This window comes from Cupriavidus ulmosensis, from assembly GCF_977008105.1.
The window spans coordinates 731,132-757,566 of sequence record NZ_CDRMWP010000002.1; the positions used below are offsets into that span (position 1 = coordinate 731,132).

Here is a 26,435-nt window from a genome sequence, read left to right on the forward strand (position 1 = left end):
TTGGTCTGATAGGTGGATAGGATGTGGTCTGATAGGTCCGAACAAGTCCGATTAACAGACGCTCGAACGCATTGGAGACGGCATGAAAGCGCGGAAGAAACTGATCATCGAGGCACGCATCAACGAGTACATGCCCAGGTCCGAAAATCCGAACATCCCCTACACCCCGGAGGAGATCGGACGGGAGGCCGCCAAGGCGCGAGAGGCCGGGGCCAGCATCATCCATTTCCACGCGCGGCAGCCCGACGGCAAGCCGGCCCACGACGCGGAGACTTTTGCCGCCTGCATCCGCGCCATCCGCGCCAACTGCGACTGCCTGGTGTTCCCGACGCTCGGCCAGATTTCCAACGAAGGCGAGATGAGCCGGCTCGCCCATATCGAGGTGCTCGCGCAGTCGCCGGAAACGCAGCCCGACCTGGCGCCGATCGACTGCGGCAGCACCAACATCGACCGCTTCGACTACATCGCGAACCGCTACCTGACGGGCCATCTGACCTACAAGAACGAGACCAGGATCCTCGAGGCATTCGCGCGGCGCCTGCCCGAGCTCGGCGTCAAGCCGCAGTTCGTGAGCTGGACGGTGGCGTTTACGCGCTGCTTCAGCGCGCTGCGCGACATGGGGCTGGTGAAGGACACGCCGTACTTCATGTTCGAGCTGACCGACCACGGCATCCTGGGCGGCCACCCCGGCACCATCCAGGGCCTCCACGCGCATCTGCCGTTCCTGCCCAAGGCGCCGCTGGAATGGACCGTGTGCAACAAGATCGGCAATCCCACCGCGCCGGCGGTGGCGGCGATGGAGCTCGACGGCCACATCGCGATCGGCCTTGGCGACTACGGCTGGCCGGAACTCGGCACGCCCAACAACGGCGACGTGATCCACCATTTCGCGAAGATCGCCAGGATGATGGGACGCGAGATCGCCACGCCCGCCGAAACCCGCGAGATGTTCCGCATGGCATAGGCAGCAAATCAAAATAAAGGAGACAAGACAATGCAGAAGCATCAAAAGATACTGGCCGCGGTAACGCTGTCCTTCTTCAGTGTGGTCGCTGCCGCGCAGGATTACCCCACCAAGCCGATTTCTCTCATCGTCCCGTTCTCGCCCGGCGGCACCAACGACATCGTCGGCCGGCTCGTGGCCAAGGACATGTCCACCACGCTGAAGCAGTCGATCGTCCCGGAAAACCGTCCCGGCGCCAGCGGCACCATCGGGGCCAACTACGTGGCGAAGGCGCCCAACGACGGATACACGCTGCTGGTCACGGACCTGTCCTTTGCGATGGCGCCGGGCCTGTACAAGCACCTGCCCTTCGATCCGGTCAAGGACTTCTCGCACATCACGACGGTGGCGTCGGTGCCGTTCGTCATGGTCGTCAACCTCGGCGTGAAGGCCAGCACCGTCAAGGAGTTCGTGGCGCTGTCGAAGGCCGCGCCGGGCTCGATCAACTACGGCTCGGCCGGGCGCGGCACCAACACCCATCTGGGCGGCGAGCTGTTCCGGCTCAAGACCGGCGCCGATCTCACGCACATCCCGTACAAGGGCGCGTCGGCGGCGATGCAGGATCTGCTCGGCGGCCGCATCCAGGTCATCTTCACCGCGCTGCCGACCGCGCTGAACTTCATCCAGTCGGGCAAGGTGCGCGCGCTGATGGTCACGGGCGACAAGCGCGTGCCGATGCTGCCCAACGTGCCGACCGCCAGGGAGGCGGGCGTGCCCGACATGGCGCTCAAGTTCTGGGTCGGCATTGCCGCGCCGGCCAACACGCCGCCGGCGGTCGTGGAGAAGCTGAACAAGTCCGTGCTCGCGGGGCTTGCCGACCCGGAGGCCAAGAAGACCTTCGCCGATATCGGCATGGACGTGATCGGCGACAACCCGGCGCAGGCGACGAAGTTCGTGGAGGCCGAAGTGAACAACTGGCGCCAGGTCATGAAGGCGGCAAACATCACCGCGGAATAACGCGCGCTTGAGGCCGTGCGGCCGCGCGCTCGCGCGCGCGGGCCGGTCATCGAAGGCGCCCCGGCTGCCGGGGCGCCCTGGGGATAGTCAATTCGTGGAAGGAAGGGCGAAGCATGGAAGCCGCAAACACAGTTCGCGTGAGCGAATCGAGCTTGAAGACATACTGCGTGGAGATTCTCACGCGCGTGGGCGTGCCCGCCGGCGAGGCAGTTGAGATCACCGACAACCTCGTCGAGGCGGATCTGCGCGGCGTCGATTCGCACGGGGTCGTGCGTTTCCCGATCTACATCAAGCGGATCCTGGACGGGGGAACGAACGCCACGCCGAAGATCTCGCTGGTCCGCGACGGCCTGACCAGCGCGGTCATGGACGGAGACAACGGACTTGGCCATCTGGTCGGGATCCGCGCGATGGCGCTCGCCATCGAGAAAGGCAAGGGCGGAAACTGCGCGTTCGTGGCGGTGCGCAACAGCAACCACTTCGGCGCCGCGGCGTACTACTCGGAGATGGCCGCGCGCAACAACATGATCGGTTTCAGCTTCACCATCGGCGCGATCAACCACATGACGCCGTGGGGCGGCGCGGAAGCCGTGCTGGGCAACAACCCGTTCGCGGTCGCCTTCCCGACCCCGGGGGCGTTCCCGATCGTGCTCGACATGGCGTGCAGCATCGCCGCGCGCGGAAAGATCATCGTCGCGGCCAAGGAGGGCACGCCGATTCCGGCGGAATGGGCCACCGGCCCCGACGGCCTGCCGACCACCGACGCGGTCGAGGCGCTCAAGGGCTTCGTGGTGCCGGTGGGCGGCCCCAAGGGATATGCGCTGACGCTGATCGTCGGCCTGCTCAGCACCATGCTGTCCGGCGCGTTCTTCGGCCGCGACGTGGGCGATCTCTACGAGAAGACCACCACCGCGCAGAACAGCGGCCACCTGTTCGGCGTTCTGCCGGTGGACGCCTTCGATGATGTCGATGCCTACATGCAGCGCATGCAGAAGGCCATGACCGACGTCACCGGCGCCCGGCGCGCGACCGGCGTGGAGCGCATCTACCTGCCCGGCGAGCGCGAGTACATTTCCCTGGGTGCGCGCCGCCGCGACGGCATTCCGCTCGGCAATTCCCTTCTCGGGGAACTGCAGGAGCTCGGCGCCCAATACGGCGTCCCGCTGCCGCTGGCCTGACCGTTCGACCCTGGCGCGCGCGCCCCGGACGGCCCGGGGCGCGCCGCCGCAAGCATGGCGATCCGCCTTTCTCCTGAACCTCCACCGACAACGAGGTTACGCATGCACGCAGTCGTCGTGACTATTGAGGTGCTCCCGGAAAAGCGCAATGCGTTCCGGGACGCGATCCTGACCAATGCCGCGCAGTCCCTTGCCATCGAGCCGGGCTGCTTCACCTTCGACGTTCTCGAGAGCCCCACGGAGCCGGCGTTCCTGCTGTACGAGATCTACCGGGATGCCGCTGCGTTCAAGGACCATCTGGCGATGCGCCATTTTCACGATTTCGATCGCACCACCAGCGCATGGCTGGTGAGCAAGAAGGTCGCGGAATATGGCAGGCTCGAAAGTGAAAGGCTCGAGAGCAAGCCGTAGCCGCGGCCGGCCATTGCTGCCGATGAGAAAAATATAGACGCTGTTTTCGATTCACCGAAAGCCCCCGCGATATTTCCATCCTCGTTCCCGCCCCGGGAACGGATGCGCCTTTCCCGTCCAATCCAATTGGCTGCCGGTCCGATGCCGGAGGACCCTGCTTTCCCGCGGGGCCCGGCATGCCGGCCGCCGCCGCGGTCTTGTCACCGGAGAAACACATGAGCTTGCGTCGTGAACGCCACACAAAGATCGTGGCGACACTCGGGCCCGCCTCGTCGACCCATGAGGCGATCCGGCAGTTGTTCCTGGCGGGCGCGGACACCTTCCGCCTGAACTTCAGCCACGGCACGCAGGAAGACCACGCGATGCGCCTGCGCCTGATCCGCGAGATCGAGTCCGAGGTGGGCCGGCCGATCGGCGCGCTGCTCGATCTGCAGGGGCCGAAGCTGCGGCTGGGCACCTTTGCCGCGGGGCCGGTGGCGCTCGCGGCCGGCCAGCCGTTCAGGCTGCAACTCGCGCCGGTGCCGGGCAGCCAGGAGGTGGTTCAACTGCCGCATCCGGAGATCTTCGAAGCCCTGCAGCCCGGCAACGCGCTGCTCATCGACGACGGGCGGGTCCGCCTGCGCGTGACCCGCTGCGGCGCGGACTTTGCGGAGACGACCGTAGAGACCGGCGGCAAGGTCTCGGACCGCAAGGGTGTCAATGTGCCGGACTGCGCGCTGAAGCTGTCGGTGCTCACCGAAAAGGACCACCGCGACCTGGCCTTCGGCCTGCAGCTCGGCGTCGACTGGATTGCGCTGTCGTTCGTGCAGTCGGCCCGGGACATCGCGGCGCTGCGGCAGCTCGTCGGCCCCGGCATCGGCATCATGGCGAAGATCGAGAAGCCCGCAGCCCTCGCCGACATCGACGCCATCGTCGCCGCGGCCGACGCGATCATGGTGGCCCGCGGCGATCTCGGCGTGGAAATGCCGCCCGAGGAAGTGCCGGCCATCCAGAAGCGCCTGACGCGCCTGTGCCGCGAAGCCGGCAAGCCGGTGGTGGTGGCGACCCAGATGCTCGACTCGATGGTGAGCGCGCCCGCGCCCACCCGGGCGGAGGCGTCGGATGTCGCAACCGCCGTCTATGATGGTGTGGATGCGGTCATGCTGTCGGCCGAATCGGCAAGCGGCAGTTATCCGGTGGAGTCCGTCCAGATGATGGCGAGGATCATCCGCAACACCGAGAAGGACCGGCTCCAGCGGGACATCATGGGCGCCGTTGCCGCCACGCGGCACGCGGACGCCATCGATGCCATCGGGGCCGCCATCCGCACCGTCGCGGACGTGCTGCCGCTTTCCGCGTGCGTGACGTACACGCTCTCCGGCGCGAGTGCCTTGCGCGTGGCCCACGAGCGGCCGAACGTGCCGGTCATCGGCATGACGCCAAGCATCGAAACGGCGCGCAGGCTGGCGGTCGTCTGGGGCGTGCATGCCGTCCACGCGGCGGATGCCGGCAACGTGGAGGAAATGGTCAGCCAGGCGACCGACGTCGTGCGCGCCGAAGGGCTCGAGCCCGGGTCGCGCCCGTTCGCGATCGTCGCGGGCATGCCGTTCGGCACCCCGGGGTCGACGAACCTCCTGCGCATCGTTTTCCCTCCAACCGATTCCGCTCACTGAGGGTGGCACAGATGAATGCTCTCCAGACACACGCCGGGCTGGCGGCGCGCTTTCCGCGCCTCGAGGACATCCCGCCCGAATATCGCCTGCCCGGGCCGCTGCACCAGCGCACCATCCTGATCGGCGGCCAGCTGCGGGAGTGGGCGGGGCCCGCTCACACGGTGCTCTCGCCGGTGCGCGTGCGCGATCCCGACGGCGGCCTGCGGCCGTTCGAGCTCGGCAGCTATCCGATCACCACCGCGGCGGAAAGCCGCGAGGCGCTCGCGGCGGCCGTGGCGGCGTATGCGTCCGGCACCGGCCTCTGGCCGACCATGTCCGTCGACCAGCGCATCGCCCACGTCCAGGACTTCACCTGCCGCCTGTGCGAGAAGCGCGAGCTGATCGTGAAGCTGATCATGTGGGAGATCGGCAAGTCGGCGGTCGATTCGGCCAAGGAGTTCGACCGCACCGTCGACTACATCCGCCAGACCATCGATGCGCTCAAGGAGCTCGACAACAACAACTCGCGGTTCCAGGTCGCGGAAGGCACCATCGCGCAGATCCGGCGCGCCCCGCTGGGCGTGGTGCTCTGCATGGGGCCCTACAACTATCCGCTCAACGAAACGTTCACCACCCTGATCCCGGCGCTGATCATGGGCAACGTGGTGCTGTTCAAGCCGCCCAGGTTCGGCACGCTGCTGTTCGCGCCCATCCTGGAGGCTTTCCGGGACGCCTTTCCCACGGGGGTCGTGAACACCGTCTACGGCCGCGGCGAGGAGGTCGTGCCGCCTTTGATGGCGTCCGGGCAGGTCAACGTCCTGGCGCTGATCGGGTCGTCCCGCGTGGCCGACAAGCTCAAGAAGCTGCACCCGAAGACCAACCGCCTGCGCGCCGTGCTCGGACTGGACGCCAAGAATGCCGCCATCATCCTCGCCGACGCGGACCTCGACCTGGCCGTGCGCGAATGCGTGCTCGGCTCGCTCTCCTTCAACGGCCAGCGGTGCACGGCGCTGAAGACGATCATGGTCCATCGCTCGGTCGCCGAGGCATTCCTCGCCAGGTTCTGCGCCGCCATCGCGGCATTGCGCATGGGCATGCCGTGGGAGGATGGCGTCTTCATCACGCCATTGCCCGACAGCAACAAGCCGGCCTACCTCGCCGAGTGCCTGGCCGACGCGCAGGCGAAGGGCGCGACGATTCGCAACGCCGATGGCGGCCAGAGCTGCGAATCCTTGTTCGTCCCCGCGGTGGTGTATCCCGTGGACGAGACCATGAAGCTGTACCGGGAGGAGCAGTTCGGCCCGGTGGTTCCGGTCGTGCCGTTCGACGACATCGGCACCGCGCTGTGCTACGTGGAGAGCTCCGACTACGGCCAGCAGGTCAGCATCTTCGGCTCCGACCCCGACACCATCGCCACGCTGGTCGATCCGCTGGTCAACCAGGTCTGCCGCGTGAACATCAATTGCCAGTGTCAGCGCGGGCCTGACATCTTTCCGTTTACCGGGCGCAAGGATTCGGCGGAGGGCACGCTCTCGGTGTCGGACGCGCTGCGGGCGTTCTCGATCCGCACCATGATCGCCGCCAAATCGACCGCCGCGTCCAAGGCGCTGCTCGACGAGATCGTGCTCGGCCACAAGTCCGCGTTCATCAACACGCGGTTCATTTTCTGAAGGCCGCCGCCGCGGCCGGACCTGCGGGATTTCACTGGGAAGGACTGGATAGTGTCGAGACCACTGCTGGGCTGCATCGCCGACGACTTCACGGGCGGCACCGATCTGGCGAGCATGCTCGTCAAGGGCGGCATGCGAACGATTCAGACCATCGGCATCCCGCAACGGCGGCTGACCGGGACGGATGCCATCGTGGTGGCGCTGAAGACGCGCACCATGCCCGCCGCGCAGGCGGTGCGCGAGTCGCTGGACGCCCTGCGCTGGCTCAGGCAGGAAGGCTGCAGGCAGTTCTACTTCAAGTACTGCTCGACGTTCGATTCGACGCCGCGCGGCAACATCGGGCCGGTGCTCGATGCATTGATGCGCGAGCTGGACACGCGCTTCACCATCGCGTGCCCGGCGCTGCCCGACAATGGCCGGACCGTCTACAAGGGCCATCTGTTCGTGGGCGACGAGCTGCTGAGCGAGTCCGGCATGAGGAACCATCCGCTGACGCCGATGACGGACGCGAACCTGGTCAGGCTGCTCGCGCCGCAGACGGCGCATCGGGTGGCGCTGGTCGACCACGGCGTCGTGGCCAAAGGCCATGAGGCGATCCGGGCCGCGTTCGACCGGTGCCGGCAAGGTGACGCGCAGATTGCCATCGTCGACGCCATCGACAACGACGATCTCCATCGCATCGGCGCCGCCGCGGCGGACATGCCGCTGCTGAGCGGCGGTTCCGGCCTGGCGCTGGGCCTGCCCGAGAATTTCCGGCGGGCGGGGCTGCTCGCCGCCTCGACGCGGGCGGCGAGCCCGCGGGCGCGCCCCGGGCGGATGGTCCTGCTGTCGGGAAGCTGCTCGGTCGCCACCAACGTTCAGCTGGAGCAGTGGCTCAGGCACCGCCCAGGGCTGAAGATCGACCCGCTGGCGCTGCATCGCGGCGAGGATGTGGTTGCCGGCGCTGTCGCATGGGTTCTCGGGCACGACGAACCGGTTCTCGTCTACGCGAGCGCGCGGCCCGACGAAGTCGCCAGGGTGCAGGCCGAACTCGGCGCGGGGCCGGCGGGCCTGCTGGTGGAGGCGGCGCTGTCGTCGATCGCGGCAAGGCTGCGGCAGGCGGGATTCGACAAGTTCGTCGTCGCCGGCGGCGAGACCTCCGGGGCCGTGGTCAAGGCGCTCGAAGTCACGGGCCTGCGCATCGGCGAGCCGATCGCGCCCGGCGTGCCGTGGACGCAATCGATCGACGCGGCGCCGCTTTCGCTCGCGCTCAAGTCGGGGAACTTCGGCACCGCCGATTTCTTCGCGGAGGCAATGCGGCAATGTCCGTAGGGGCGTGCCCGGCGCTTTGTCCGGGCGCCGGCCCGCATTGCCCGCACCGTCCCGTCACTCGCGCGGACGCGGCGTGAAGACTGTCCGCGCGAGGCTGTCCGCGTTTTCCCAGTAGCGGCTCAATGCCGCGAGCGGGACCGCCTCGGTCGCGATCTGGAGTCCGGCGGGTACGGCCGCATCGAGCACCGCCTTCACCGCATGCAGCAGGCGCGGCAGGGCGATGCTGCCGATGCCGCTGCCCAGCAGGGTGATCGGGGCGGCGCGCAGCACCGCGCCCGGCAACTGGAGGTCGGCGCCGCTGACCGAGCCGATCTGGACGAAGCGGACCGGATCCGCCTCGGCGGCGGCTTTTGCCGCGGCGATCAGCAGCGAGCGCGCGCTGGCGCCCCACAGGTAGTCCAGCACCACGTCCACGCCCGCGCGGAAATGCGATTCGAAGGCCCGGCTCAGGCTGCTCTCGTCCTGTTCCAGCGAAATCGTGGCGTCGGCGCCGAGGCGCCCGAGCATAGCCAGCGCGGCCGCGTTGCGGCCGGTCGCGATGACCTTGCCGGCGCCGAGATATTTCGCGATCTGCACGGCGAGCCGCCCCGAGGCGCCCGTCGCGCCGTTGACCAGCACCGTCTCGCCCCGCGCGAAGCGCGCCCGCTCGGTGAGCGCCGCCCAGGACGACATGCCCGGGATCGCGATCGCGGCCGCGGTGACGTCGTCGAGCGCATCGGGCAGGGGAACGCAGTGCGCCGCGCGCGCGAGGGTGCGTTCCGCCATCGCGCCGAACGGCGCCTGCGGCCCGAAGAAATAGACGCGCTGGCCGTCTTCGCGCCGCCCGGTGCCATCGAGGCCCGCCACGAACGGCAGGACCTCCGACGACGAATAGTGCGAGCCCGCCGCCTTGGCGCGCGTGACGCGGCTCAACGCGGCGGCGGTGACGTCGACCAGATGATGGCCGTCCTGCGCGGCGGGGCAGGGGAAGTCGGCGTAGACCGGAGGCTGGCCGGCTTCCTTGACGACAGCGGCTTTCATGGCGGTTCCTTGGCAATGGCGATCAGGTGCGGCCAGTGTAGGCGTGCGCATGCGACCGGTCTCCGGTATAAATGCCATTCCATACCGTGTTTTGGCCATGTTCACGCCCATCATTCGCCCGGACCTCATGACCTCGCCGGCCGGCCCGTTCCTCGTCGCGGCCGAGCTCACGCAAAGCGAGGCGCGCGCCAAGTCGTCGCACAGCCACGCGCGCGGGCAGCTCATGGGCGCGCTCAGCGGCCTCGTCTCGGTCGGGCTGGACAAGCACCAGTGGGTCGTCCCCGCGATCCACGCGATCTGGATTCCGCCGCATTGTCCCCACGCGGTGCGCTCATACGGCCCGTTCTCGGGCTGGAGCGTGTTCATCGCCGAAGAGCGCTGCGCGCCGCTGCCGCGGGAGCCGCGCGCCATCCTGGCCACGCCCTTGCTGCGCGAAGCCGTGCGGCGCGCCGCGACCTGGCCCGGCGCCGCACTCGATCCGGCGCAGGCGCGCGTTGCCGAGGTCATCCTCGACGAGCTCGCCGCCTCGCCGGCGGCATCGCTCGGCCTGCCGCTTCCCGAGGATCCCAGGCTCATCCGCATCACGGACGCGCTGGCCGGCGACCTCGCGGACAACCGCCACCTCGGCCAATGGGCCGCGTGGGCCGGCGTCGCGCCGCGCACGCTGAGCCGCCGCTTCGTGGCGGAGACCGGCCTGACCTTCGCGCAATGGCGCCAGCAGGCCCGCCTGCTGCGCGCGCTCGAGCTGATCGCGGACGGGTTGCCGGTGACGACGATCGCGCTCGAGCTCGGCTACGACAACGTCAGCGCGTTCATCGACATGTTCCGCCGCGCGCTGGGGACGACACCCGGGCGATACATGGCAGACGCCGCGCCGGAGAACGGGCGCGCCGCACAGGGCGAGCACGGGCGGCCCGCCGCGCTATGATCCGTTACCTTGCCGCGGCCACCGCGTTATCCCGATCCCGATGAACCACCGCCCTCCACCGCATCCGGCACAAGACCAGCCCACTTCCTACTTCTGGAGCGGCGACGCCATCCGCAGCCGGCGCGTGAGCGGCGTCGTGCTGGCCGGCACGGTCGACATACCCGCGCCGCCCGCGCGGCTGCTGGCGGACTGGACCAGGGAATTGTCGTCCCGCCTGATCCTGGAACCCGGGGACGTCGAGGCCATGCCGCTGGCCCGGGCGCGGGCGCGCTGGCCGGACTACGCGCGCTGCGTGCAGGCGATGGCCGACTGGGCGGGCGCGCTCGGGCTGCCCGGCGTGCTCGCCGCCAGCGACGTCGCGCTCATGGCCTGCCGCGGCGCGCGGTATCACCATGACGGCACGCAATACGGCGGCGCGGCTTTCTGCAATCTCTTCGTGAGCGAGGACAAGGGCCAGGACGTGCATTTTCCCGCGCTGGATCTGCGCATCCCGCTGACCCGCGGCACGGCCCTGATATTCGATACCTGCCAGCCTCATGGCGTCATCCGGCGCGGCGGCAGCGGCTTTCACGCGGCCGACTTCCCGGCCGATCCGGACTGCACCCAGCTGTTCCTGACCTGGGAGCTTCCCATCGAAGACCCCCGCGTCGGGCAGGCGCTCGGGGTTGTCTTCGACGTGGCCTCCGCGACCGCGCCGCAGCCGCAGCCGCAGCCGCAAGAAGAGCAGGTCTGGCTGAACGGCGCCAGCGCCGGCGTGTGCCCGGATTCCGGCCGGTGGCGCCCGGCTGACGAGGTATAAGTTCGACCGTGGTGTGCGGCGGCGCGCCGCTCACTTGCGCTGTTCGGCACGCCACGCCGTCGGGAAGACGCCCACGATCCTCCTGAACACCTCCGAGAACCCCGTCGCCGATCCGAAGCCGCACAGGCCCGCGGTCTCGGCGACCGAGTCATCTGCGGCGTCCTGAATAAGGCCGGGGCCACTATCCACCGGGATGGAGGATGTTTCCACCCGGCGGCATTTATCTCCATTGCCCGCTCACTTACACTGCGACGCAGTTGAAGCGTTGCCCGCCAGGCCGCGGGCGACGGGCGGCAATGCCGCGCGCGGGCGGCGCCCGGCGCTTTTTCGCCGGCGCGCCGAATACGCGCCGGCACCGACTCCCCAGGTCCGTCATCCGTCTCGTCCCCCGCAACTCCAGCGGGTCAGGGGCCGTGCCTCGCACGCCGCCCGTCTCCCGATTTTCCGCCGCAAGGTCCCGCAAAAAGGTGATTCACATGAAAGTACACGACATAACCGGTTTTCCCAATCCGGCACGCATCCGCATCGCATTGGCCGAGAAGGGAATGGAATCGCAGGTGGAATTCGTTCGCGTCAATCTCTACGGCGCGGAACATCAGCAGGGCGCGTTTCGGGAGAAGAATCCGACCTCGACCGTTCCCGTGCTCGAACTCGACGACGGCACGTTCATCTCGGAGTGCATCGCGATCACCGAATACCTCGACAATCTCGACGGCAATCCCATCCTCACCGGACGCACCGCGCGCGAGAAAGCCGTCATCCACATGATGCAGAAGCGCGCCGACGATCAGCTGATCAACGGGATAGGCGTATTCTTCCACCATTCGACGCCCGGCCTCGGCAAGGCCAACGAAGCGTTCAAGAGCGCCGACTGGGCTTTCAGGAAGCAGTGGGGCGACAAGCATGGAGAGCGCGCGATGGCGGGCATGCGGTACTTCGACGGCGTGCTGCGCACGCAGCCCTACGTGGCCGGCGAGCAGTTCTCGGTCGCGGACATCACCGTATGGGCCGCGCTGATGCACGGCGACTACGCGGGGCTCGCGGTCCCGGCGGATCACACCGCGCTGCTCGAATGGCGCGCCCGCGTCGGCGAGCGTCCGAGCGTGAAGAACCGCAGCGGGCAGGACCTGATCGCCGAGGATCTGCCGTACCTGGAGCCGCTGATTGCCTACCTGAACGGCAAGGCGGAGCCGGCCGCGGCCGCCGGCTGAACGCCGGCGCGGGGGTGGTGACGCGGTGACGCAATGATGAAAAGGGGACTGGATTGAACAACCTGATGGCGATCCGCGTGTTCGCACGCGTCGTCGAGACGGGCGGCTTCACCAAGGCGGCGGACTCGCTCGGCATTCCGCTGGCCACCGCCAGCAAGATCATCCAGGACCTCGAAGCCGAGCTCAAGGTCAAGCTCCTGCGGCGCACCACGCGCATGGTCGCCGTCACGCCGGAGGGCGCCGCCTACTACGATCGCACCTTGCCCCTGCTGCACGCGCTGGACGAGGTCAATGCGTCATTCGGCGTGGAAAACGCCAGCCCGGCCGGGAAGATCCGGATCGGCGTGAGCGCCTCGCTGGCCAGCAGCTTCCTGATTCCGGTGCTGCCGGCGTTTCACGCGCGCTACCCGGACGTGGAGGTGGAACTGTGCGTGCGCGACGGCTTCACCGACATGATCCAGGAAGGCATCGACTGCACGGTGCGGGGCGGCCCGATGCGCGACGAGTCTCTCGTGGCCCGGGAAGTCGGCCGTGCGAACTGGACCACGTGCGCGACGCCGGAATACATCGCGCGCCACGGCATGCCCGCCGACATCGCGGACCTCGGCCGGAATCACATCCTGGTGGGGTATATCTCGCAACGCACCGGCCGCGTCGCGCCGTCGCCGTTCGGCGTCGGCAGCGCGGCCACCGAAGTGCAGCCGAACGCCTTCCTGAGCGTCAACGAAGGCAACGCGCACCTGGCGGCGGGCCTGGCCGGCATCGGCATCATCCACCTCTTTTCCTTCAAGGTCCGGCCGTATATCGAGAGCGGCAGGCTGGTCGCCTTTCTCGAGGACTGGCGGCCGCCGCCGTATCCGCTGCACGTGGTCTACCCGCAGAACCGGCACCTGAGCCAGCGGCTGAGGATATTCATCGACTGGCTCGTCGAGGTGTTCGACGAACTGGACCCCGGCCAGAAGCAGAAGGCGAAGGCGGGCGCGGCGAGCAGGAAGAGGGGATGAGCGCATCATCCGGCGCGTCGTCCGGCCGCGGGTCAGGCTTCGTCGCGATGGTTTTTCTCGGCAGTGGCGACTTCCGTCCCGCGACCGGGCTGGCTGTCGTCGGATTCGATGCCGGCGCCAAGGCCGGTTTCCCATCCGGTTTCCCACCCGGCACGGCGTTCCAGCGCGGCGAGCAGTTCCGGGCGCAGCCCGTCGCCGCGATGGGCCACGAGCGCATGCAGTGCGAGCAACGGCAGCATGATTGGACTCCCTCGGATCGGTGAACACGGGCCGGGAGCCGGAGCAGGATGCTTGAAGACGTATTCCGCGGCTCCCGGCGATTGCAGGCTATGGCAATCCGCCGGCGGGCGCTCGCCGTTTCTTGCTGTGAAATCCATTTGCCGCGCCGCGCCTTTTCGGTGGCGCCGCGCGCCGGAACCCGGCGCGGAATTCGACCGCAAGGAGCGGAGTTCGCGCAAACGACGGGCTTCCTACACTGGCGTCATTGCAGGCGGGCAATGCCGTCCTGCTGCGAAGGAGGATCACATCATGCAACTGTTCCTGAGCAAGCTCGCGTCGCCGCTGGGCGAGATGCTGCTCGTCACCGATGCGCAGCAGGTCATCCGCGCGCTCGATTTTGCCGATCACAAGGCCCGTCTGCATCGCGGCCTGCGCGAGCACTATGGCGAGCCGGACCTGGCGGATGCCGCCGCGCCGGCGCAGATCGCCGGGGCCATCGCCAGCTATTTCGCCGGGCACCTCGACGCACTCGACGCCCTGCCGACGGCCACGGCCGGCTCCGGGCTGCAGCGCCAGGTCTGGGCCGCGCTGCGCCGCATTCCGGCCGGGACCACCACGACCTACGGCAAGCTGGCGAAAGACCTGGGCTTCGGCGATCCGCGCGCGGCCATCGACATCGGCGCGGCCAACGGCGCCAACCCGGTCGCCATCGTCGTGCCGTGCCACCGCGTGATCGCCAGCAACGGCGACCTCAAGGGCTATGCGTGGGGCCTGCACAGGAAGCGCTGGCTGCTCGAACACGAGAAGGCGATCCAGCCGCCGCCCGTGGTGCCCCGGACCCAGGCGCTGCCGGGGTTCTGACTTGAACGGCACGGTCGCGGCCGGTGCCCGGACCTGGACCCTGATCGGCCGGGACGGCAGGCCATATCGGAGCCGCACGCCGGGCACGCTCGGCGGCCATCGGCGCGGCCGGATCTATGGCCGCCTCGACTGCCGCACTGCCTTGCGGGCCGTCGCCCGTGGCGGCTATGTGAAGCACCGCGTGTTCTTCGCCGACGAAGCCACGGCGCTCGCCGCGGGCTACCGGCCCTGCGCCGTCTGCCTGCCCGAGCGGTATGCGCAGTGGAAGGCCAGCGCAACGGCTGGCGGGCGCGCGTGGCCGTGACTTCAGCGGCGCCGTTTCCGTGATGGCGATGGCGGCGATGCCAGCGTGTCCGCAAGCACCGCTTCGATCGTCGTGGCGGCAAGCGTCCTGCGGACGCTGTCGTCGATCGACGCATAGACGTGGCCCAGCGCCGGGCCGATGCCGCGTCCGATCGGGCACGCCTGGCTGGGCCTGGAAGGGTGCAGCGCGAAGTGCGCGCCTTCTTCCAGCGCATCGAAGACGTCGAGCAGGCTGATGGCGTCCGCGCCGCGGGCCAGGCGCCATCCCGCGTTGGCGCCGCGATAACTCTCGACCAGGCCGGCTTTCGCCAGCAGCCCGAGCGTGCGGCGGATCACCACCGGGTTGGTATTGACGCTGGCGGCGATCCGGTCCGACGTGACCGGTTCAGGATGGTTCCGCGCGACGAGCGCCATCCACGCGAGGATGTGGGTCGCCACGGTCAGGCGGCTGTTGGCGCTCATGGCAGGCCTGTGATAGTCGGTTTGGTTGTAACCATATTCGTTACGGCATGGGTTGTCAATCCGGCTCGCCGGCAGCGAACGTTCACGACGAAAGACTTGTGCCGGCGGCGCGGATGGTTTATGTTGTAACCGATATTGTTACAACGAAGGCGGCGCGGCGATGCCAGCGGGCCTTGCGACGTGCCATAGCCAGCCGAAACCGAGCCACCGCTCCTTTCTTCTTCCATGCGCTGTTCCACACCGAAACGAGAAACCCGCAGATGTCCTCACTCTTCGATCCCGTCCAGATCGGCGCGCTGAAGCTGCCGAACCGCATCATCATGGCGCCGCTCACGCGCATGCGCGCGTTCGCCGAGCGCAGCCCGGGTCCCATCAACGCGCGGCACTACGCGCTGCGCGCGAGCGCCGGACTCGTCATTTCCGAAGCGACTTCGGTCACGCCCCAGGGCGTCGGTTATCCCAACACGCCGGGCATCTGGACCGAGAAGCAGATTGCCGGCTGGCAAGAGGTGACGGCGGCGGTGCACGCCGCGGGCGGCCTGATCGTCTCGCAGCTGTGGCACGTCGGGCGCGTCTCCGATCCGGTCTACCATGACGGCCAGCCGCCGGTCGCCCCGAGCGCCATCGCGCCGGAAGGCCACGTCAACCGCGTGCGCCCGCAGCGCCCGTACACCGTGCCGCGCGCGCTGGAGACCGAGGAGATTCCCGGCATCGTCGAGGACTTCCGGGTCGGCGCCGAAAATGCCAAACGTGCGGGCTTCGACGGCGTCGAGCTGCACGCGGCAAACGGCTACCTGTTCGACCAGTTCCTGCACGACGGCTCCAACCAGCGCACCGACCGCTACGGCGGCGCCATCGAGAACCGCGCGCGCTTCCTGCTGGAGGCCGTCGACGCGCTGCTCACGGTCTGGCCCGCGGACCGCGTCGGCGTGCACCTGAACCTGATGTCGAGCTCCTACTCCATGCGCGACTCGAACCCGCGCGCGCTGTTCACCTATGTCGCCGAGCAGCTCAACGCGCGCCACCTCGCCTTCATCTTTGCGCGCGAGTCGCTCGACCGCGGCGAGAACCGCATCGGCCGCGACGTGCGGCGCATCTTCAAGGGGGCCTACATCCTCAACGAAGGGTTGACGCGGGAGAGCGCGGAGGCCGCCATCGAACGCGGCGAGGCGGACGCGGCGGCGTTCGGGCGCCCGTTCATCGCCAACCCCGATCTGGTGGAGCGCTTCCGCCGCGGCGCGCCGCTCAACGCGGTCAACGCGGAGACGATCTACGCGGACGACGAAACGGGCTACAACGACTATCCGCTGCTGGACGAGGCGGTCTGAGCGGATGGCGTCTGCCGATGCCCCCGTGTTTCAGCAGGCGCTCGCCGGACGCTCCTTGAACTTCGCCGCGGCGGCTTCGGCGCCGCGCGCGAGCATCACCATGTCGACCGCCACGGCGACGAACAGCGCGCCAAGCGCCAGGCATTCCCTGGCGCGCGCCTCGTCGACCATCAGGATGCCGGGCGCCTTTCCGCAGGCGGCAACGCGCCGGATGGCCCTGTCGATCTCGGCACGGACCGCGGGATGCGCCGGCTGGCCCGGATACCCCAGGCTCGCGGCGAGGTCCGCCGGGCCGATGAACACGCCGTCCACGCCGTCGACGCCGGCGATGGCTTCCAGGTTCTCCAGCGCCTGCGCGGTTTCCACCTGGACCAGCAGGCAGATCTCGTCGCCGCACTGCTGCATGTAGTCGCGGGTGCGGCCGAAGCGCGTGGCGCGCACCGTGGCGCCGCCGACGCCGCGAATGCCGAGCGGCGGATAGCGGACCGCCCGGACCGCGGCCGCCGCTTCCTCCGCCGTCTGCACATAGGGAACGAGCAGCGTCTGCGCGCCGATGTCGAGGAAGCGCTTGATCAGCACATGGTCGTTCCAGGCCGGCCTTACCACCGCGGCAGTCTTGCGGTCCGGATCGGCGGCCACGGCCTGGAGCTGTTGCAGCACCATCGGCACGTCGTTGGGCGCATGCTCGGTATCCAGCATGATCCAGTCGAATCCCGCGCCGGCGAGGATCTCCGCGGTATAGTGGTTCGCCAGCGCCGACCAGATGCCGATCTGCGGTCGTCCCGCGCGCAGTGCCTGCTTGAAATGATTGGCGGCAATCGCCATTGCGGTGCTCCCCGAAGTCAACCGAAGTAGCACGAGACCGTGCCGAAGTCGCCATAGTCGGCGATGATCGTGTCGCCCTTCGCGACCTCCAGCGGGCGGATGAACGAGCCGGCGAGAATCACCTGGCCGGGCGCGAGCGCCACGCCGTAGCGGTGGAGCCGGTTGGCGAGCCACGCCACGCCATAGCCGGGATGATTGAGCACCCCGGCCGCCAGGCCGGTTTCCTCCACTTCGCCGTTCTTGCTGACGATGGCGCCGATGCGGCGCAGGTCGACGTCCTGCACGGCGGGGCGGAACGGGCGCCCGCCGAGCACGAGCGCCGCGTTGGCGGCGTTGTCGGAAATGGTGTCGAGCACGGTGCGCGTGCGCTGCGTCTGCGGGTCCACGCGCTGGATGCGCGCGTCCAGGATCTCCAGCGCCGGCGTGATGTAGGCGGTGGCGTCCAGCACGTCGAACAGCGTGCAGTCCGGGCCGGACAGCGGCTTGTCCAGCACGAACGCCAGCTCCGCCTCGATGCGCAGCTGCATGAAGCGCTCCGAAGGAATCGCCGCGCCGTCGCGGTAGAACATGTCGTCGAGAAGCACGCCGAAATCCGGCTCGCCGATGTTGACCGCCCGCTGCATGGCCTTGGAGGTCAGGCCGATCTTGTGTCCCTTGATGGTGCGGCCGTTCTCCTGCTTGAGGGCCATCCAGGCGTGCTGGATGGCGTAGGCGTCCTCTATGCGCATCTCGGGATAGTCGAGCGAGAACTGGCGGCAGGGCACGCGCGTGCGCTCCGCCTGTTCGAGCCGCAGCGCGGCGTCCTTGAGCTGCCCGGGCGTCATGGCCGCACCTCCTCGGCGCGCACGACGTTGGAGAGCACGCCGACGCCGGCGACCTCGACCTCGACCACGTCGCCCGCGACCAGGAAGCGCGGCGGGTCGAAGCGCACGCCGGCGCCGATCGGCGTGCCGGTGGCGATGATGTCGCCGGGATTGAGCGTGGCGAACTGCGACAGGTAGGCGATCAGCGCGTCGAACGGGAACATCAGGTTCGCCGTGGTGTCGTCCTGGCGCACTTCGCCGTTGACCCGGGTCGTCAGTCGGATGTCGCCGAAGTCCGGGAATTCGTCCGCGGTGACGATCCACGGGCCGATCGCGCCGGAAGCGTCGAAGTTCTTGCCCTGCGTCACGTTGAACTTGCCGTGGTGCAGCCAGTCGCGGATGGTGCCCTCGTTGATGCAGGTCAGGCCCGCGACATGGGCGCGCGCCTCCGGCCTGGCGATGCGGCGCCCGGTCTTGCCGATGACGATGCCGATCTCGCCTTCGTAGTCGAGCTGCTTCGATTCCGGCGGCAGCAGCAGGGATTGCCCGTGACCGGCGAGCGAGGCCGGCGCGCGCATGAAGACGCTCGGATACCTGGGCAGGTCGCTGTTGTCCTTGTACTCCGCGTTGCGGTGCGCGTAGTTGACGCCGATGCAGAAGATCTTCTCGGGGTCCGGCACCGGCGGCAGCAGCTGCACCGACGACAGCCGGTGGTCGATGCGCGCTTCGGCCGCGGCTTGCCTGGCCCGCGCGAGCAGGGGTTCGCCGCCCGCGAGCAGCGCCTTGACCGAGTGGATGCCGGGCAGGCGGCGCGCGAGGTCGACCACGCCCGCGGCGGCGCCTTCGCCGACCACGGCGCCCCAGGAAATGCCGGCGTCCACGCTGAACGTTGCGAGTTTCATGCTTCGAATCCGAAGAAGTTGGCGGGATTGTCCACAAGGATCTTGTGGCGCACGGCGGCGTCCGGCGCGAAGCGATACAGCAGCTCCAGCAGCTCGCCCTCGTTCGGCGGCTGCTTGACGGAAACCGGATGGGGCCAGTCGCTGCCCCAGACGCAGCGGTCGGGCGCGGCCTCGATCAGCCTCTGGGCGAGCGGCACCACGTCGTCCCAGGGCGCGCCTGCGCGCGAGATCTTCTCGCTGAGCGAGAGCATGACCCAGTAGTTGCCGCGCGCGAGCCGCTCCAGGACGGCGGCGAGCGTCGGGTCCGCATCGCCCCTGGCGGGATCGGCGCGCCCCATGTGGTCGAGCAGGATCGGCACGTCGAGCTTGTCGTAGGCGGCCAGTTGCGCGGCGATGCCATCGGGCTCCGGCTGGAGCTTGACGTACCAGCCCAGCTCCCTGATGCGCGCGAAGGCCTTGTCCTGTTCGGCCGCGCTCATGCTGATGCCGAGCCCGGCCCGCGTAAAGCGCGCGCCGCGCACGCCGGCGTCGTGCAGCCGCGCCAGATAGGCGTCGTCGCATTCGGTCAGCACGGCGGCGTTGGCGCATCCGAGGTAGGTGCGCGGTCCGGTGGCGGGGTTGAGATGCGCCAGCGCGTCCAGCACGACGGCGTGGTCGGCGCCGTAGGTGGTCGCCTGCACGATGACGCCGCGGCCGATGCCGAGCGTGCGATGCAGCCGCTGGGCAACCTGCCATGTCGCGCTCGGCATCTCGTAGGCCGCGCCGGGCCGCACCGGAAAGCGCTCGCGCGGGCCGAACACGTGGAACTGGCTGTCGCAACTGCGCGCGGGCGGCAAGGGCACGGGCGCGCGCGGATTCGGATCGAAGGGAAGATAGTCTGGCATGTCTGCTGGGTGGAAATGTGGGCCGGCTTCGGTGAAGAAGCCGTCTTCGTGGAACTGGCCTGGCGCGCGCCACGCGCTCACGTGGCCATGCGCTCATGCGCTCATGCGCTCACGCAATGTAGGCCGTGAAGTCGCATTCGATCAGCTTTCCCATGTCGAGGTCGGCTTGCATCGTGTGCCGCGCCGGGCGCGATTCCGGATCGGGGAACATCTCCAGCCAGGGCTTGTTGAGCGCCGGGCGCTGGTTGCGGTCCTGCATCCAGACCGTGAGCTTGACGATGTCGCCGGTGGTGCCGCCGGCCGCCTCGACGATGCGCCTGACGTTGGCCAGCATGTACTCGCATTGCGCCTCGATGGTCTGCGCCGGTTTCCCCGTGGCCGGATCGTTGCCCTGGATGCTCCCGCTCATGAGCAGCGGGCCGATGCGGCAGCCGGCGGGAATCGGGTTCTTGTGGCTGAACCCGGCCACGTAGACGCTGGCGCGGCGCGCCGGGGAGGCCGGCGCTTCCGCACTCATTCCGCGGTGATGTTGGCTTGCTTGATCAGCGGTGTCCATCGCTTGTCCTCATTGGTCAGGAATTGCTTGAATTGCTCCGGCGTGCTGCCGCGCGCTTGCGCGCCCAGCGCTTCGAACTTGGCCTGCACGTCCTTGTCGGCAAGGATCTGCCGCAGCGCGCCGGACAGTTTCTGCACGATGTCCTGCGGCGTGCCGGCCGGCGCGAGCAGGCCGGTGAAGGTTTCCACCGTCATGTCGGGGAAGCCGGACTCCTGGAAGGTCGGCACGTTGGGCAGCTGCGGCAGGCGCTTCGCGGAGCCCACGGCGAGGGCGCGCGTGCGGCCCTGCTGGATGAAGGGCAGCGCGACGGAAAGCTGGTCGAAGTTGAACTGGACCTGGCCGCCGAGCAGGTCGGTCGTCGCCGGCGCGTTGCCCTTGTAGTGCACGGTGATCCAGTGCGCGCCGGTCTTGTGCTGCAGGTATTCGCTCGCCAGGTGGTTCTGCGTGCCGGCGCCGGGCGAGGCCATCGTCAGGTCGTTGCCGGGCTTCCGGGCGGCGGCGATCAGCTCGCCGACGGTCTTGAACGGCACCGCGTTGTTGACCTGCAGGATCACGGGCGTGAACGACACCGAGCTGACGGGAATGAAGTCCTTCTTCCAGTCGTAGTTGTTCTTCCTGTAGATCATGGGCGAGAACAGGATCGGGCCGTTGGCGCCCAGGAACAGCGTATAGCCGTCGGGCCGGGCTCTCGCCACCGCTTCCGCGGCGATCATGCCGCCGGCGCCGGGCTTGTTGTCGACCAGGAACGGCTGCTTGAAGATCTCCTGCAGTTTCGCGCCGATGATGCGGCCGGCCGAGTCCACGTTGCCGCCCGGCGGATAGGGCACCACCACGCGGACCGGCTTGTCCGGCCATGCCTGCGCCAGTATCGGTGAAGCGAGGGAAGCCAGGATTGCGGCAACGGCGGCCCTGGCCGCGCTGCGCGCAAATTGCGCTTTGGTCATAGTGTCTCCGTTATGTCATCTGTTTGCCGGACGCTTCGATCCGGCCTGTGACAGCCTCACTTTACAAATCGGAGCGGATCTGCTGCAATGCAAAAACACCCAGATAGTCCATAAAGTGGACTATCGACGCATTGCGGGTTTCCGGCGCCACGGCCGCGTGGGCAGAATGGCCCCATTCCAACCCGAATGCAGGAGACAAGATGCAAGTCCTCGCCGAATCGCTCTCGCCGGAAGCCACCTACCGTCTGATGAGCGGGGTCGTCGTGCCCCGCCCCATTGCCTGGATCACCTCGCAGTCGCCCGCGGGCGTGGTCAACCTCGCGCCTTTCTCGTGCTTCACGTTCGTCTCGAACAAGCCGCCGCTGATCGGCGTCAACATCGGGCGCAAGGCCGGCGTGCGCAAGGACACCGGAGCCAACATCCACGCGAGCGGCGAGTTCGTGATCAACATCGGCGATGCCACGCAACTGCAGGCGATCCACCTGAGCAGCGAGGAACATCCCGCCGACGTGAGCGAGGTCGAAGTCCTCGGCCTGGCCACCGCGGCGTCCACCCTCGTTCGCACGCCGCGCCTGGCCGACGTTCCCGTCAGCATGGAATGCAGGCTGGAGCGCGTCATCGAGTTCGGCGAGACTGGCGCCGAATTCGTCGTTGGCGAGGTCCTGGCGTTTCATATCCGCGACGACCTGTACCAGGACGGCAAGGTCGACACGCGCGGGCTGAATCCGGTGTGCCGCATCGGCGGCCCCAACTACGCGAGCCTGGGTGAGATCGTGACGTTGCGCGCGGTGGCGCAGACGGCGAAGTCGGTCATGAGCGGGAATGGCCAGGCGGGCTAGCGCGGCGGCATCGGCGGCCGTGGCAACCGGCGACGGCGGCAGCCGGAACATGGAGACCGAGGTGGTCGACGTGGCGGAAAAGGGCAGGGGCTCCGAGGGAGCGCAGAGCATCCGCCGCGCGCTTGCCATCCTGCGGATCGTCGCCGCGGGACAGGAACGCGGCGTGCGCCTGATCGACGTGGTGACGAGCACGGGACTGAGCCAGCCCACCGTCCACCGGATTCTGCGCGTGCTGATCGAAGAGGGCGCGGCCGAGCAGAATCCGAAGACACGCCGCTACGCGATCGGCAACGAAGTCACGCTGCTGGGGCTGGCCCGCGTGGCCCGCTTTCCGCTGCGCGCGGCGGCCGAGCCATACCTGCAATACCTGAGCGAGACCCTGGGCGACACCATCTTCCTGACGATCGCGAACGGCGACGACTCCGTCTGCATCGGACGCTGGCCGGGCAGCTATCCGGTCAAGGTGCTGTCGATCGACGTCGGCGCGCGGCGCCCGCTCGGCGCGGGCGTAAGCGGGCTGGTGCTGCTGTCGTCCCGGACCGACGGCGAGATTCAGGCCATCGTCCAGCGCAACGCGAGGCGGCTGGCCGCCCTGAAGGTCGATCCCGCCGCGCTGATCGAGCGCGCGCACGAGGTCCGCGAACAGGGCTACAGCTATACCGCCAAGGGCGTGGTGCAAGGCTCGAGAGCGGTAGCCGTGCCGGTCTACGACGGCACCGGCGCCGTCGTCGCCGGGATCGCGCTGGCCACCATCACGGCGCGCCTGCCCGCCAGCCGGCTCTCGCCGGTGATTCAGGAAATGCAGAAGCAGGCGGAACTGCTGCGGCAACGCATCGCGGAGATCGGGCGCTCGCGCATCTGAGCCGCGCTCCGGCCACGGAAGATTACGGAAGATGCTGGCCGGCATCGCGGGCGGGCTGGCGGTCTCGACGGCGCGCGGCGGGGCTGGCGGCGGCTGGTTTTCACGAGCCGCCGAACCAGTTGTAGCCCTGGTCCACCCAATACCCGCCCGGATAGGTATTGGTCACGAACAGTTCCATGATGTGCTTGGGGTTCTTGTAGCCGAGCTTGGTCGGCATCCGCAGCTTCATCGGGTAGCCATACTTGGGCGGCAGGCGCTCGCCGTCGTAGGTGAAGGTCAGCAGGGTCTGCGGATGCAGCGCCGTGGCCATGTCGATGCTTTCGTAATAGTCGTCCGCGCACCTGAAGCCCACGTATTTCGCCGTGGGGTCCGCGCCGATGCGCCGGAGAAAGCCCGCGAACGGCGTGCCGCCCCAGCGCCCGATGGCGCTCCAGCCCTCCACGCAGATATGACGGGTGATCTGCTCGGCCCTGGGCAATGCGTAGAGCGCGTCGAGCGTCCAGCTGCGCTTGTCCTGCACCAGGCCGCCGACCTTGAGCCGGAAGTCGTCGCCGTTCACCACGGTCACTTCGTCGATGCCGTAGAACGCATTGAACGGAAACGGGCGCGTGATCTGCGCTTCGGTGTAGGTGGGCGCAAGCCGGTTCGGGTCGAACAGCCAGCCCTGCACCTTGTCGTTGACGCGCGAGACGCGCGTGAGGAAGGTCTCGACCGATGCCTCGTCGCTCAGGCTGCAGCCGGTGAGCATGGCGAGGCCGCCGAGCGTGAGGAGGCGCTTGCCGAACAGCCGGCGCGCGGGCTGGTCGAGTTCGCGGCGCACGTCGATGATCAGCGACGCGCGGTCGATCGCCGCGCGCTTCGGCCCTGAAGGTTTTGGGTTCACGGTTCGGGCTCCTGTGTCCTGGGTGGCGATGCGGTGATGGGGCGGCGAGGCGATGGGACGATGTGGCGATGTGGCGATGTGGCGTCAGCGTCCGCGAATCATCGTCAGCAGGCTGCGTGGCACCAGCGCCACCATCACCAGATGCACGACGACGAAGGCGGCCAGCAGCGACATGGCGCAGAAATGGACCACGCGCGCGAAGTCGTAGCCGCCCATGAGCTCGCGCAGCAGCGGAAACTGCACCGGTTTCCAGATCGCGATGCCCGACAGCACCAGCACGAGCAGCACGGCCATCACGAACAGGTAGGCCAGCTTCTGCACCGCGTTGTACCGGCTCGGGTCGGCGTGGGAGAGATGACCCTTCAGCGCGGCCGCGAGATCGCGCAGCACGGCACGCGGCGTCACCGGAAAGAACTTCCTGGCGAGCCGTCCCGTGACGATGTTCATGGCCAGGTAGAACAGCCCGTTGAAGAACAGCAGCCACATGGCCGCGAAGTGCCATTGCAGCGCGCCGCCGAGCCAGCCACCCAGTGTGATGCCGTTTGCAAAACGAAAGCCCGGAAAAACCGGCGAAGCGTTGTAGATGCGCCAGCCTGACAGCAGCATCACCACCGCGGCCAGCGCGTTGAGCCAGTGCGCAATGCGCACCCAGCCGGGCTGGATCACGTGCGGGGCGGAGGGCGGGGCGATCGCGTGAGGAGCGGTTTCCATCTCGGTCTCCAGAGTCCGGGCACCGCGCGAGGCCTGTCCCCGCGGCACCCGGTCCAGCCTGTTGGTCCTGCCTTACTTGCCGGCGCCGCCGGACATGGCGTCGCCGTCCTTGCCCATCTTGTCGTGCGGCTTCGACTTGCCCATCTTGTCCTTGTGCATGGCGTCCTTCGACATCGCATCCTTGGCCATGCCATCCTTCGACATGCCATCCTTGGACATCGCGTCCTTCGACATGCCTTCCTTGGCCATCGCGTCCTTGGCCATCGAGCCGCCGGTCTGGGCGAATGCCGGGGCGCCGCCCATCAGGAAGGCGGCGGAAAACACGGCGATTGCGATCTTGTTCATTCGTAACTCCTCATTGTGGTGACATCGGCCGGGACTGCCCCGGCCTCCGGAACGTCGCGCCGGCCAAAGGGGGTGGCCGGGGCCAGATTCACACGCTGTCGTGTGCGTCTGAAGGGGAATTCGCCGCCGGCGCGCGGGCGGTTACAGCCGGCGGAAATTTTTTCGCGGGCACGCCGCCCGGCCATTTCCTGGTGAAGCGCCTCGCACCACACACGATGGCAAGTGCGGCGTAGAATTCGGGCAAATCAACCGGCCCGGTGTAACCAACGCGAGCGATGGACCGAACTACAGACCAGGGAGCACTGCAAAGGCGCGAGGCGCACCTGCAGTCTCTCTTCGCGAACGGTCTGGCGGGAGATCAGGCCGCCTACGCGCGCTTCCTGGCCGAGCTGGCCACGTTGCTGCGCGGTTATCTGCGCAACCGGCTGCGGCGGCAGCCCGAAGACGTCGAGGATCTGACACAGGAGGTCCTGCTGGCCGTGCACAACGCACGGCACACCTACCTGCCGGGCCAGCCGCTGACGGCGTGGGTGCACGCCATCGCGCGCTACAAGCTGGCGGACCACTTCCGCGCGCACGCGCGCCACGACGCGCTGAACGATCCGCTGGACGAAGCGCACGAACTGCTGGCCGCCCCCGATCTCGAACCGGCGCAGGCCCGGCGGGACCTGAACGTGCTGCTCGACGCGCTGCCCGACAAGCAGCGCTTGCCGATCGTGCACGTCAAGCTGGAGGGGCTCTCGGTCAGCGAGGCCGCGCGCATGACCGGCTTGTCGGAGTCGGCGGTGAAGGTGGGGGTGCACCGCGGGCTGAAGGCGCTCGCGGCGAAGATGCGAGGAACGCGATGAAAACGGACGACCTGATTTCCATGCTCGCCACCGGCGTCACGCCGGTGGAGCGGCACCCGCTCGCGCGCCGCTTCGGCACCGCGATCGCCGCGGGCGCCGCGATGGCGGCCGTCCTGGTCGCCGCCACGCTCCACGTTCGCGCCGACCTTGCCGAGGTCGCGGCCACGCCGCTGTTCTGGGCGAAGGTGGCGCTGCCGTTCTCGCTGCTGCTGGGCGCGCTGTGGATGGCCACCCGGCTGGCGCGGCCCGGCGTGGCGCCGGGCGCCAGCTGGCTCGGCATCGGCGTGCCGTTCGCGTCGATCTGGCTGGCCGCGCTGTACGTGGCCGCGCGGACGCCGGACGGCGAGCGGATGGCGGCGGTATTGGGGCAGACCTGGCGGGTCTGCCCGTTCAACATCGTCATGCTGTCCGTGCCGGTGTTCATCGCCGTGTTCTGGGCGCTGCGCGGCCTGGCCCCGACGCGGCTGGCGCTGACCGGCGCCGTGGGCGGCCTGCTGTCCGGCGCGGTGGCCACGCTGGCCTACTGCCTGCACTGTCCCGAGATGGGCGTGGCGTTCTGGGGCGTCTGGTACGTGCTCGGCATGCTGCTGCCCACGGCGATCGGCGCGCTGCTCGGGCCGCGGTTGCTGCGCTGGTGAGCCGGCGGCGGCGCCGGCCGGGCGCTGTCGGGCTTTGCGCAGATCATCGCATCGCATGACGGCCGCCGGCGTGGCGGGAAGCGGATACCGCTAAGATAC

At 68.5% G+C, this 26,435-nt stretch carries 31 protein-coding genes; 18 read left to right on the forward strand and 13 right to left on the reverse strand.

Annotation, left to right across the window (positions count from 1 at the left end; translation table 11 throughout):
* Window positions 1–82 precede the first annotated feature (82 nt).
* From ACWTPI_RS23105 to otnK, 7 genes are all read left to right on the forward strand, one after another.
* Window positions 83–964, forward strand: a complete 882-nt coding sequence (locus ACWTPI_RS23105) for a BKACE family enzyme (protein WP_059413720.1) — start codon at window positions 83–85, stop codon at window positions 962–964.
* A 30-nt stretch (window positions 965–994) separates the two neighbouring features.
* Window positions 995–1,960 carry a Bug family tripartite tricarboxylate transporter substrate binding protein gene (locus ACWTPI_RS23110; RefSeq protein WP_454732827.1) on the forward strand — a complete coding sequence of 322 codons (966 nt, stop codon included), beginning with the start codon at window positions 995–997 and terminating at the stop codon, window positions 1,958–1,960.
* Window positions 1,961–2,073: 113 nt separating this feature from the next.
* A complete protein-coding gene (locus ACWTPI_RS23115; RefSeq protein ID WP_029043118.1) occupies window positions 2,074–3,138 on the forward strand; it encodes an Ldh family oxidoreductase in 1,065 nt (354 codons plus the stop codon).
* Between the two features lie 102 nt (window positions 3,139–3,240).
* Window positions 3,241–3,549, forward strand: coding sequence for a putative quinol monooxygenase (locus tag ACWTPI_RS23120; protein ID WP_454732828.1), 309 nt, complete (start codon window positions 3,241–3,243; stop codon window positions 3,547–3,549).
* Window positions 3,550–3,770: 221 nt separating this feature from the next.
* Window positions 3,771–5,201, forward strand: a complete 1,431-nt coding sequence (pyk, locus tag ACWTPI_RS23125) for a pyruvate kinase (RefSeq protein WP_454733999.1) — start codon at window positions 3,771–3,773, stop codon at window positions 5,199–5,201.
* Between the two features lie 11 nt (window positions 5,202–5,212).
* Window positions 5,213–6,850, forward strand: a complete 1,638-nt coding sequence (locus tag ACWTPI_RS23130) for an NADP-dependent glyceraldehyde-3-phosphate dehydrogenase (RefSeq protein WP_454732829.1) — start codon at window positions 5,213–5,215, stop codon at window positions 6,848–6,850.
* Between the two features lie 51 nt (window positions 6,851–6,901).
* On the forward strand, window positions 6,902–8,161 hold the full coding sequence (otnK, locus tag ACWTPI_RS23135; protein ID WP_454732830.1) for a 3-oxo-tetronate kinase: 1,260 nt from the start codon (window positions 6,902–6,904) through the stop codon (window positions 8,159–8,161).
* A 54-nt stretch (window positions 8,162–8,215) separates the two neighbouring features.
* Here otnK and ACWTPI_RS23140 read toward each other — a convergent pair whose 3' ends face one another.
* Entirely contained in the window at window positions 8,216–9,181 is a 966-nt protein-coding gene (locus ACWTPI_RS23140) for a quinone oxidoreductase family protein (RefSeq protein ID WP_454734000.1), read from the reverse strand.
* A 97-nt stretch (window positions 9,182–9,278) separates the two neighbouring features.
* Here ACWTPI_RS23140 and ACWTPI_RS23145 point away from each other — a divergent pair, with 97 nt between their 5' ends.
* On the forward strand, window positions 9,279–10,109 hold the full coding sequence (locus ACWTPI_RS23145; protein ID WP_454732831.1) for an AraC family transcriptional regulator: 831 nt from the start codon (window positions 9,279–9,281) through the stop codon (window positions 10,107–10,109).
* 40 nt (window positions 10,110–10,149) lie between these two features.
* Window positions 10,150–10,908 (forward strand): hypothetical protein, encoded by a 759-nt coding sequence (locus ACWTPI_RS23150; protein ID WP_454732832.1) that lies wholly within the window; start codon window positions 10,150–10,152, stop codon window positions 10,906–10,908.
* A 30-nt stretch (window positions 10,909–10,938) separates the two neighbouring features.
* Here ACWTPI_RS23150 and ACWTPI_RS23155 read toward each other — a convergent pair whose 3' ends face one another.
* The gene (locus ACWTPI_RS23155) at window positions 10,939–11,118 is read right to left on the reverse strand and encodes a helix-turn-helix domain-containing protein (RefSeq protein WP_454732833.1); all 180 of its coding nucleotides are present in this window, start codon (window positions 11,116–11,118) and stop codon (window positions 10,939–10,941) included.
* A 266-nt stretch (window positions 11,119–11,384) separates the two neighbouring features.
* Here ACWTPI_RS23155 and ACWTPI_RS23160 point away from each other — a divergent pair, with 266 nt between their 5' ends.
* Window positions 11,385–12,119: a glutathione S-transferase family protein gene (locus tag ACWTPI_RS23160; protein ID WP_081651290.1), complete on the forward strand. Its 735-nt coding sequence runs from the start codon at window positions 11,385–11,387 to the stop codon at window positions 12,117–12,119.
* A gap of 53 nt (window positions 12,120–12,172) precedes the next feature.
* Window positions 12,173–13,123 carry a LysR substrate-binding domain-containing protein gene (locus tag ACWTPI_RS23165; protein ID WP_454732834.1) on the forward strand — a complete coding sequence of 317 codons (951 nt, stop codon included), beginning with the start codon at window positions 12,173–12,175 and terminating at the stop codon, window positions 13,121–13,123.
* 32 nt (window positions 13,124–13,155) lie between these two features.
* On the opposite strand, the gene ACWTPI_RS23170 is transcribed toward ACWTPI_RS23165, so the two are convergent.
* Entirely contained in the window at window positions 13,156–13,362 is a 207-nt protein-coding gene (locus ACWTPI_RS23170; protein WP_454732835.1) for a hypothetical protein, read from the reverse strand.
* Window positions 13,363–13,651: 289 nt separating this feature from the next.
* Here ACWTPI_RS23170 and ACWTPI_RS23175 point away from each other — a divergent pair, with 289 nt between their 5' ends.
* Together ACWTPI_RS23175 and ACWTPI_RS23180 are read left to right on the forward strand one after the other, a co-directional pair.
* The gene (locus ACWTPI_RS23175) at window positions 13,652–14,203 is read left to right on the forward strand and encodes a methylated-DNA--[protein]-cysteine S-methyltransferase (RefSeq protein WP_454732836.1); all 552 of its coding nucleotides are present in this window, start codon (window positions 13,652–13,654) and stop codon (window positions 14,201–14,203) included.
* Between the two features lies 1 nt (window position 14,204).
* Window positions 14,205–14,507 carry an Ada metal-binding domain-containing protein gene (locus ACWTPI_RS23180; protein WP_020200702.1) on the forward strand — a complete coding sequence of 101 codons (303 nt, stop codon included), beginning with the start codon at window positions 14,205–14,207 and terminating at the stop codon, window positions 14,505–14,507.
* A gap of 2 nt (window positions 14,508–14,509) precedes the next feature.
* Here ACWTPI_RS23180 and ACWTPI_RS23185 read toward each other — a convergent pair whose 3' ends face one another.
* Entirely contained in the window at window positions 14,510–14,968 is a 459-nt protein-coding gene (locus ACWTPI_RS23185; protein ID WP_454732837.1) for an Rrf2 family transcriptional regulator, read from the reverse strand.
* Between the two features lie 260 nt (window positions 14,969–15,228).
* Between ACWTPI_RS23185 and ACWTPI_RS23190 the strand changes: the two genes are divergently transcribed.
* Window positions 15,229–16,296, forward strand: coding sequence for an alkene reductase (locus ACWTPI_RS23190; RefSeq protein WP_454732838.1), 1,068 nt, complete (start codon window positions 15,229–15,231; stop codon window positions 16,294–16,296).
* A 30-nt stretch (window positions 16,297–16,326) separates the two neighbouring features.
* On the opposite strand, the gene hpaI is transcribed toward ACWTPI_RS23190, so the two are convergent.
* The 6 genes from hpaI to ACWTPI_RS23220 form a co-directional block, all read right to left on the reverse strand.
* Window positions 16,327–17,121 carry a 4-hydroxy-2-oxoheptanedioate aldolase gene (gene hpaI, locus ACWTPI_RS23195; protein WP_454732839.1) on the reverse strand — a complete coding sequence of 265 codons (795 nt, stop codon included), beginning with the start codon at window positions 17,119–17,121 and terminating at the stop codon, window positions 16,327–16,329.
* Between the two features lie 17 nt (window positions 17,122–17,138).
* Window positions 17,139–17,945, reverse strand: a complete 807-nt coding sequence (gene hpaH / locus ACWTPI_RS23200; RefSeq protein ID WP_454732840.1) for a 2-oxo-hept-4-ene-1,7-dioate hydratase — start codon at window positions 17,943–17,945, stop codon at window positions 17,139–17,141.
* The gene (locus tag ACWTPI_RS23205) at window positions 17,942–18,826 is read right to left on the reverse strand and encodes a fumarylacetoacetate hydrolase family protein (RefSeq protein WP_020200697.1); all 885 of its coding nucleotides are present in this window, start codon (window positions 18,824–18,826) and stop codon (window positions 17,942–17,944) included. The genes hpaH and ACWTPI_RS23205 overlap by 4 nt, the downstream gene beginning before the upstream one ends.
* Window positions 18,823–19,710, reverse strand: a complete 888-nt coding sequence (locus tag ACWTPI_RS23210) for an amidohydrolase family protein (RefSeq protein WP_020423628.1) — start codon at window positions 19,708–19,710, stop codon at window positions 18,823–18,825. The genes ACWTPI_RS23205 and ACWTPI_RS23210 overlap by 4 nt, the downstream gene beginning before the upstream one ends.
* A 109-nt stretch (window positions 19,711–19,819) precedes the next feature.
* A complete protein-coding gene (locus tag ACWTPI_RS23215) occupies window positions 19,820–20,227 on the reverse strand; it encodes a RidA family protein (RefSeq protein WP_059413691.1) in 408 nt (135 codons plus the stop codon).
* A complete protein-coding gene (locus tag ACWTPI_RS23220) occupies window positions 20,224–21,210 on the reverse strand; it encodes a Bug family tripartite tricarboxylate transporter substrate binding protein (RefSeq protein ID WP_454732841.1) in 987 nt (328 codons plus the stop codon). Before ACWTPI_RS23220 ends, ACWTPI_RS23215 begins: the two co-directional genes overlap by 4 nt.
* Before the next feature lie 200 nt (window positions 21,211–21,410).
* On the opposite strand from ACWTPI_RS23220, the gene ACWTPI_RS23225 reads away from it, so the two are divergent.
* Both ACWTPI_RS23225 and ACWTPI_RS23230 read left to right on the forward strand, forming a co-directional pair.
* Entirely contained in the window at window positions 21,411–22,049 is a 639-nt protein-coding gene (locus ACWTPI_RS23225; protein ID WP_454732842.1) for a flavin reductase family protein, read from the forward strand.
* 49 nt (window positions 22,050–22,098) lie between these two features.
* On the forward strand, window positions 22,099–22,911 hold the full coding sequence (locus ACWTPI_RS23230; protein WP_454734001.1) for an IclR family transcriptional regulator: 813 nt from the start codon (window positions 22,099–22,101) through the stop codon (window positions 22,909–22,911).
* Window positions 22,912–23,011: 100 nt separating this feature from the next.
* On the opposite strand, the gene ACWTPI_RS23235 is transcribed toward ACWTPI_RS23230, so the two are convergent.
* The 3 genes from ACWTPI_RS23235 to ACWTPI_RS23245 all read right to left on the reverse strand — a co-directional run bounded on the left by ACWTPI_RS23235 (window position 23,012) and on the right by ACWTPI_RS23245 (window position 24,850).
* The gene (locus tag ACWTPI_RS23235; protein ID WP_454732843.1) at window positions 23,012–23,794 is read right to left on the reverse strand and encodes a molybdopterin-dependent oxidoreductase; all 783 of its coding nucleotides are present in this window, start codon (window positions 23,792–23,794) and stop codon (window positions 23,012–23,014) included.
* An 84-nt stretch (window positions 23,795–23,878) separates the two neighbouring features.
* Window positions 23,879–24,505, reverse strand: coding sequence for a cytochrome b/b6 domain-containing protein (locus ACWTPI_RS23240; protein WP_454732844.1), 627 nt, complete (start codon window positions 24,503–24,505; stop codon window positions 23,879–23,881).
* Window positions 24,506–24,577: 72 nt separating this feature from the next.
* Window positions 24,578–24,850, reverse strand: a complete 273-nt coding sequence (locus ACWTPI_RS23245; RefSeq protein WP_454732845.1) for a pentapeptide MXKDX repeat protein — start codon at window positions 24,848–24,850, stop codon at window positions 24,578–24,580.
* Between the two features lie 275 nt (window positions 24,851–25,125).
* Here ACWTPI_RS23245 and ACWTPI_RS23250 point away from each other — a divergent pair, with 275 nt between their 5' ends.
* Both ACWTPI_RS23250 and ACWTPI_RS23255 read left to right on the forward strand, forming a co-directional pair.
* Window positions 25,126–25,698, forward strand: coding sequence for a sigma-70 family RNA polymerase sigma factor (locus ACWTPI_RS23250; RefSeq protein WP_454732846.1), 573 nt, complete (start codon window positions 25,126–25,128; stop codon window positions 25,696–25,698).
* Window positions 25,695–26,336, forward strand: a complete 642-nt coding sequence (locus ACWTPI_RS23255) for a DUF1109 domain-containing protein (protein WP_454732847.1) — start codon at window positions 25,695–25,697, stop codon at window positions 26,334–26,336. Before ACWTPI_RS23250 ends, ACWTPI_RS23255 begins: the two co-directional genes overlap by 4 nt.
* Window positions 26,337–26,435: the final 99 nt, after the last annotated feature.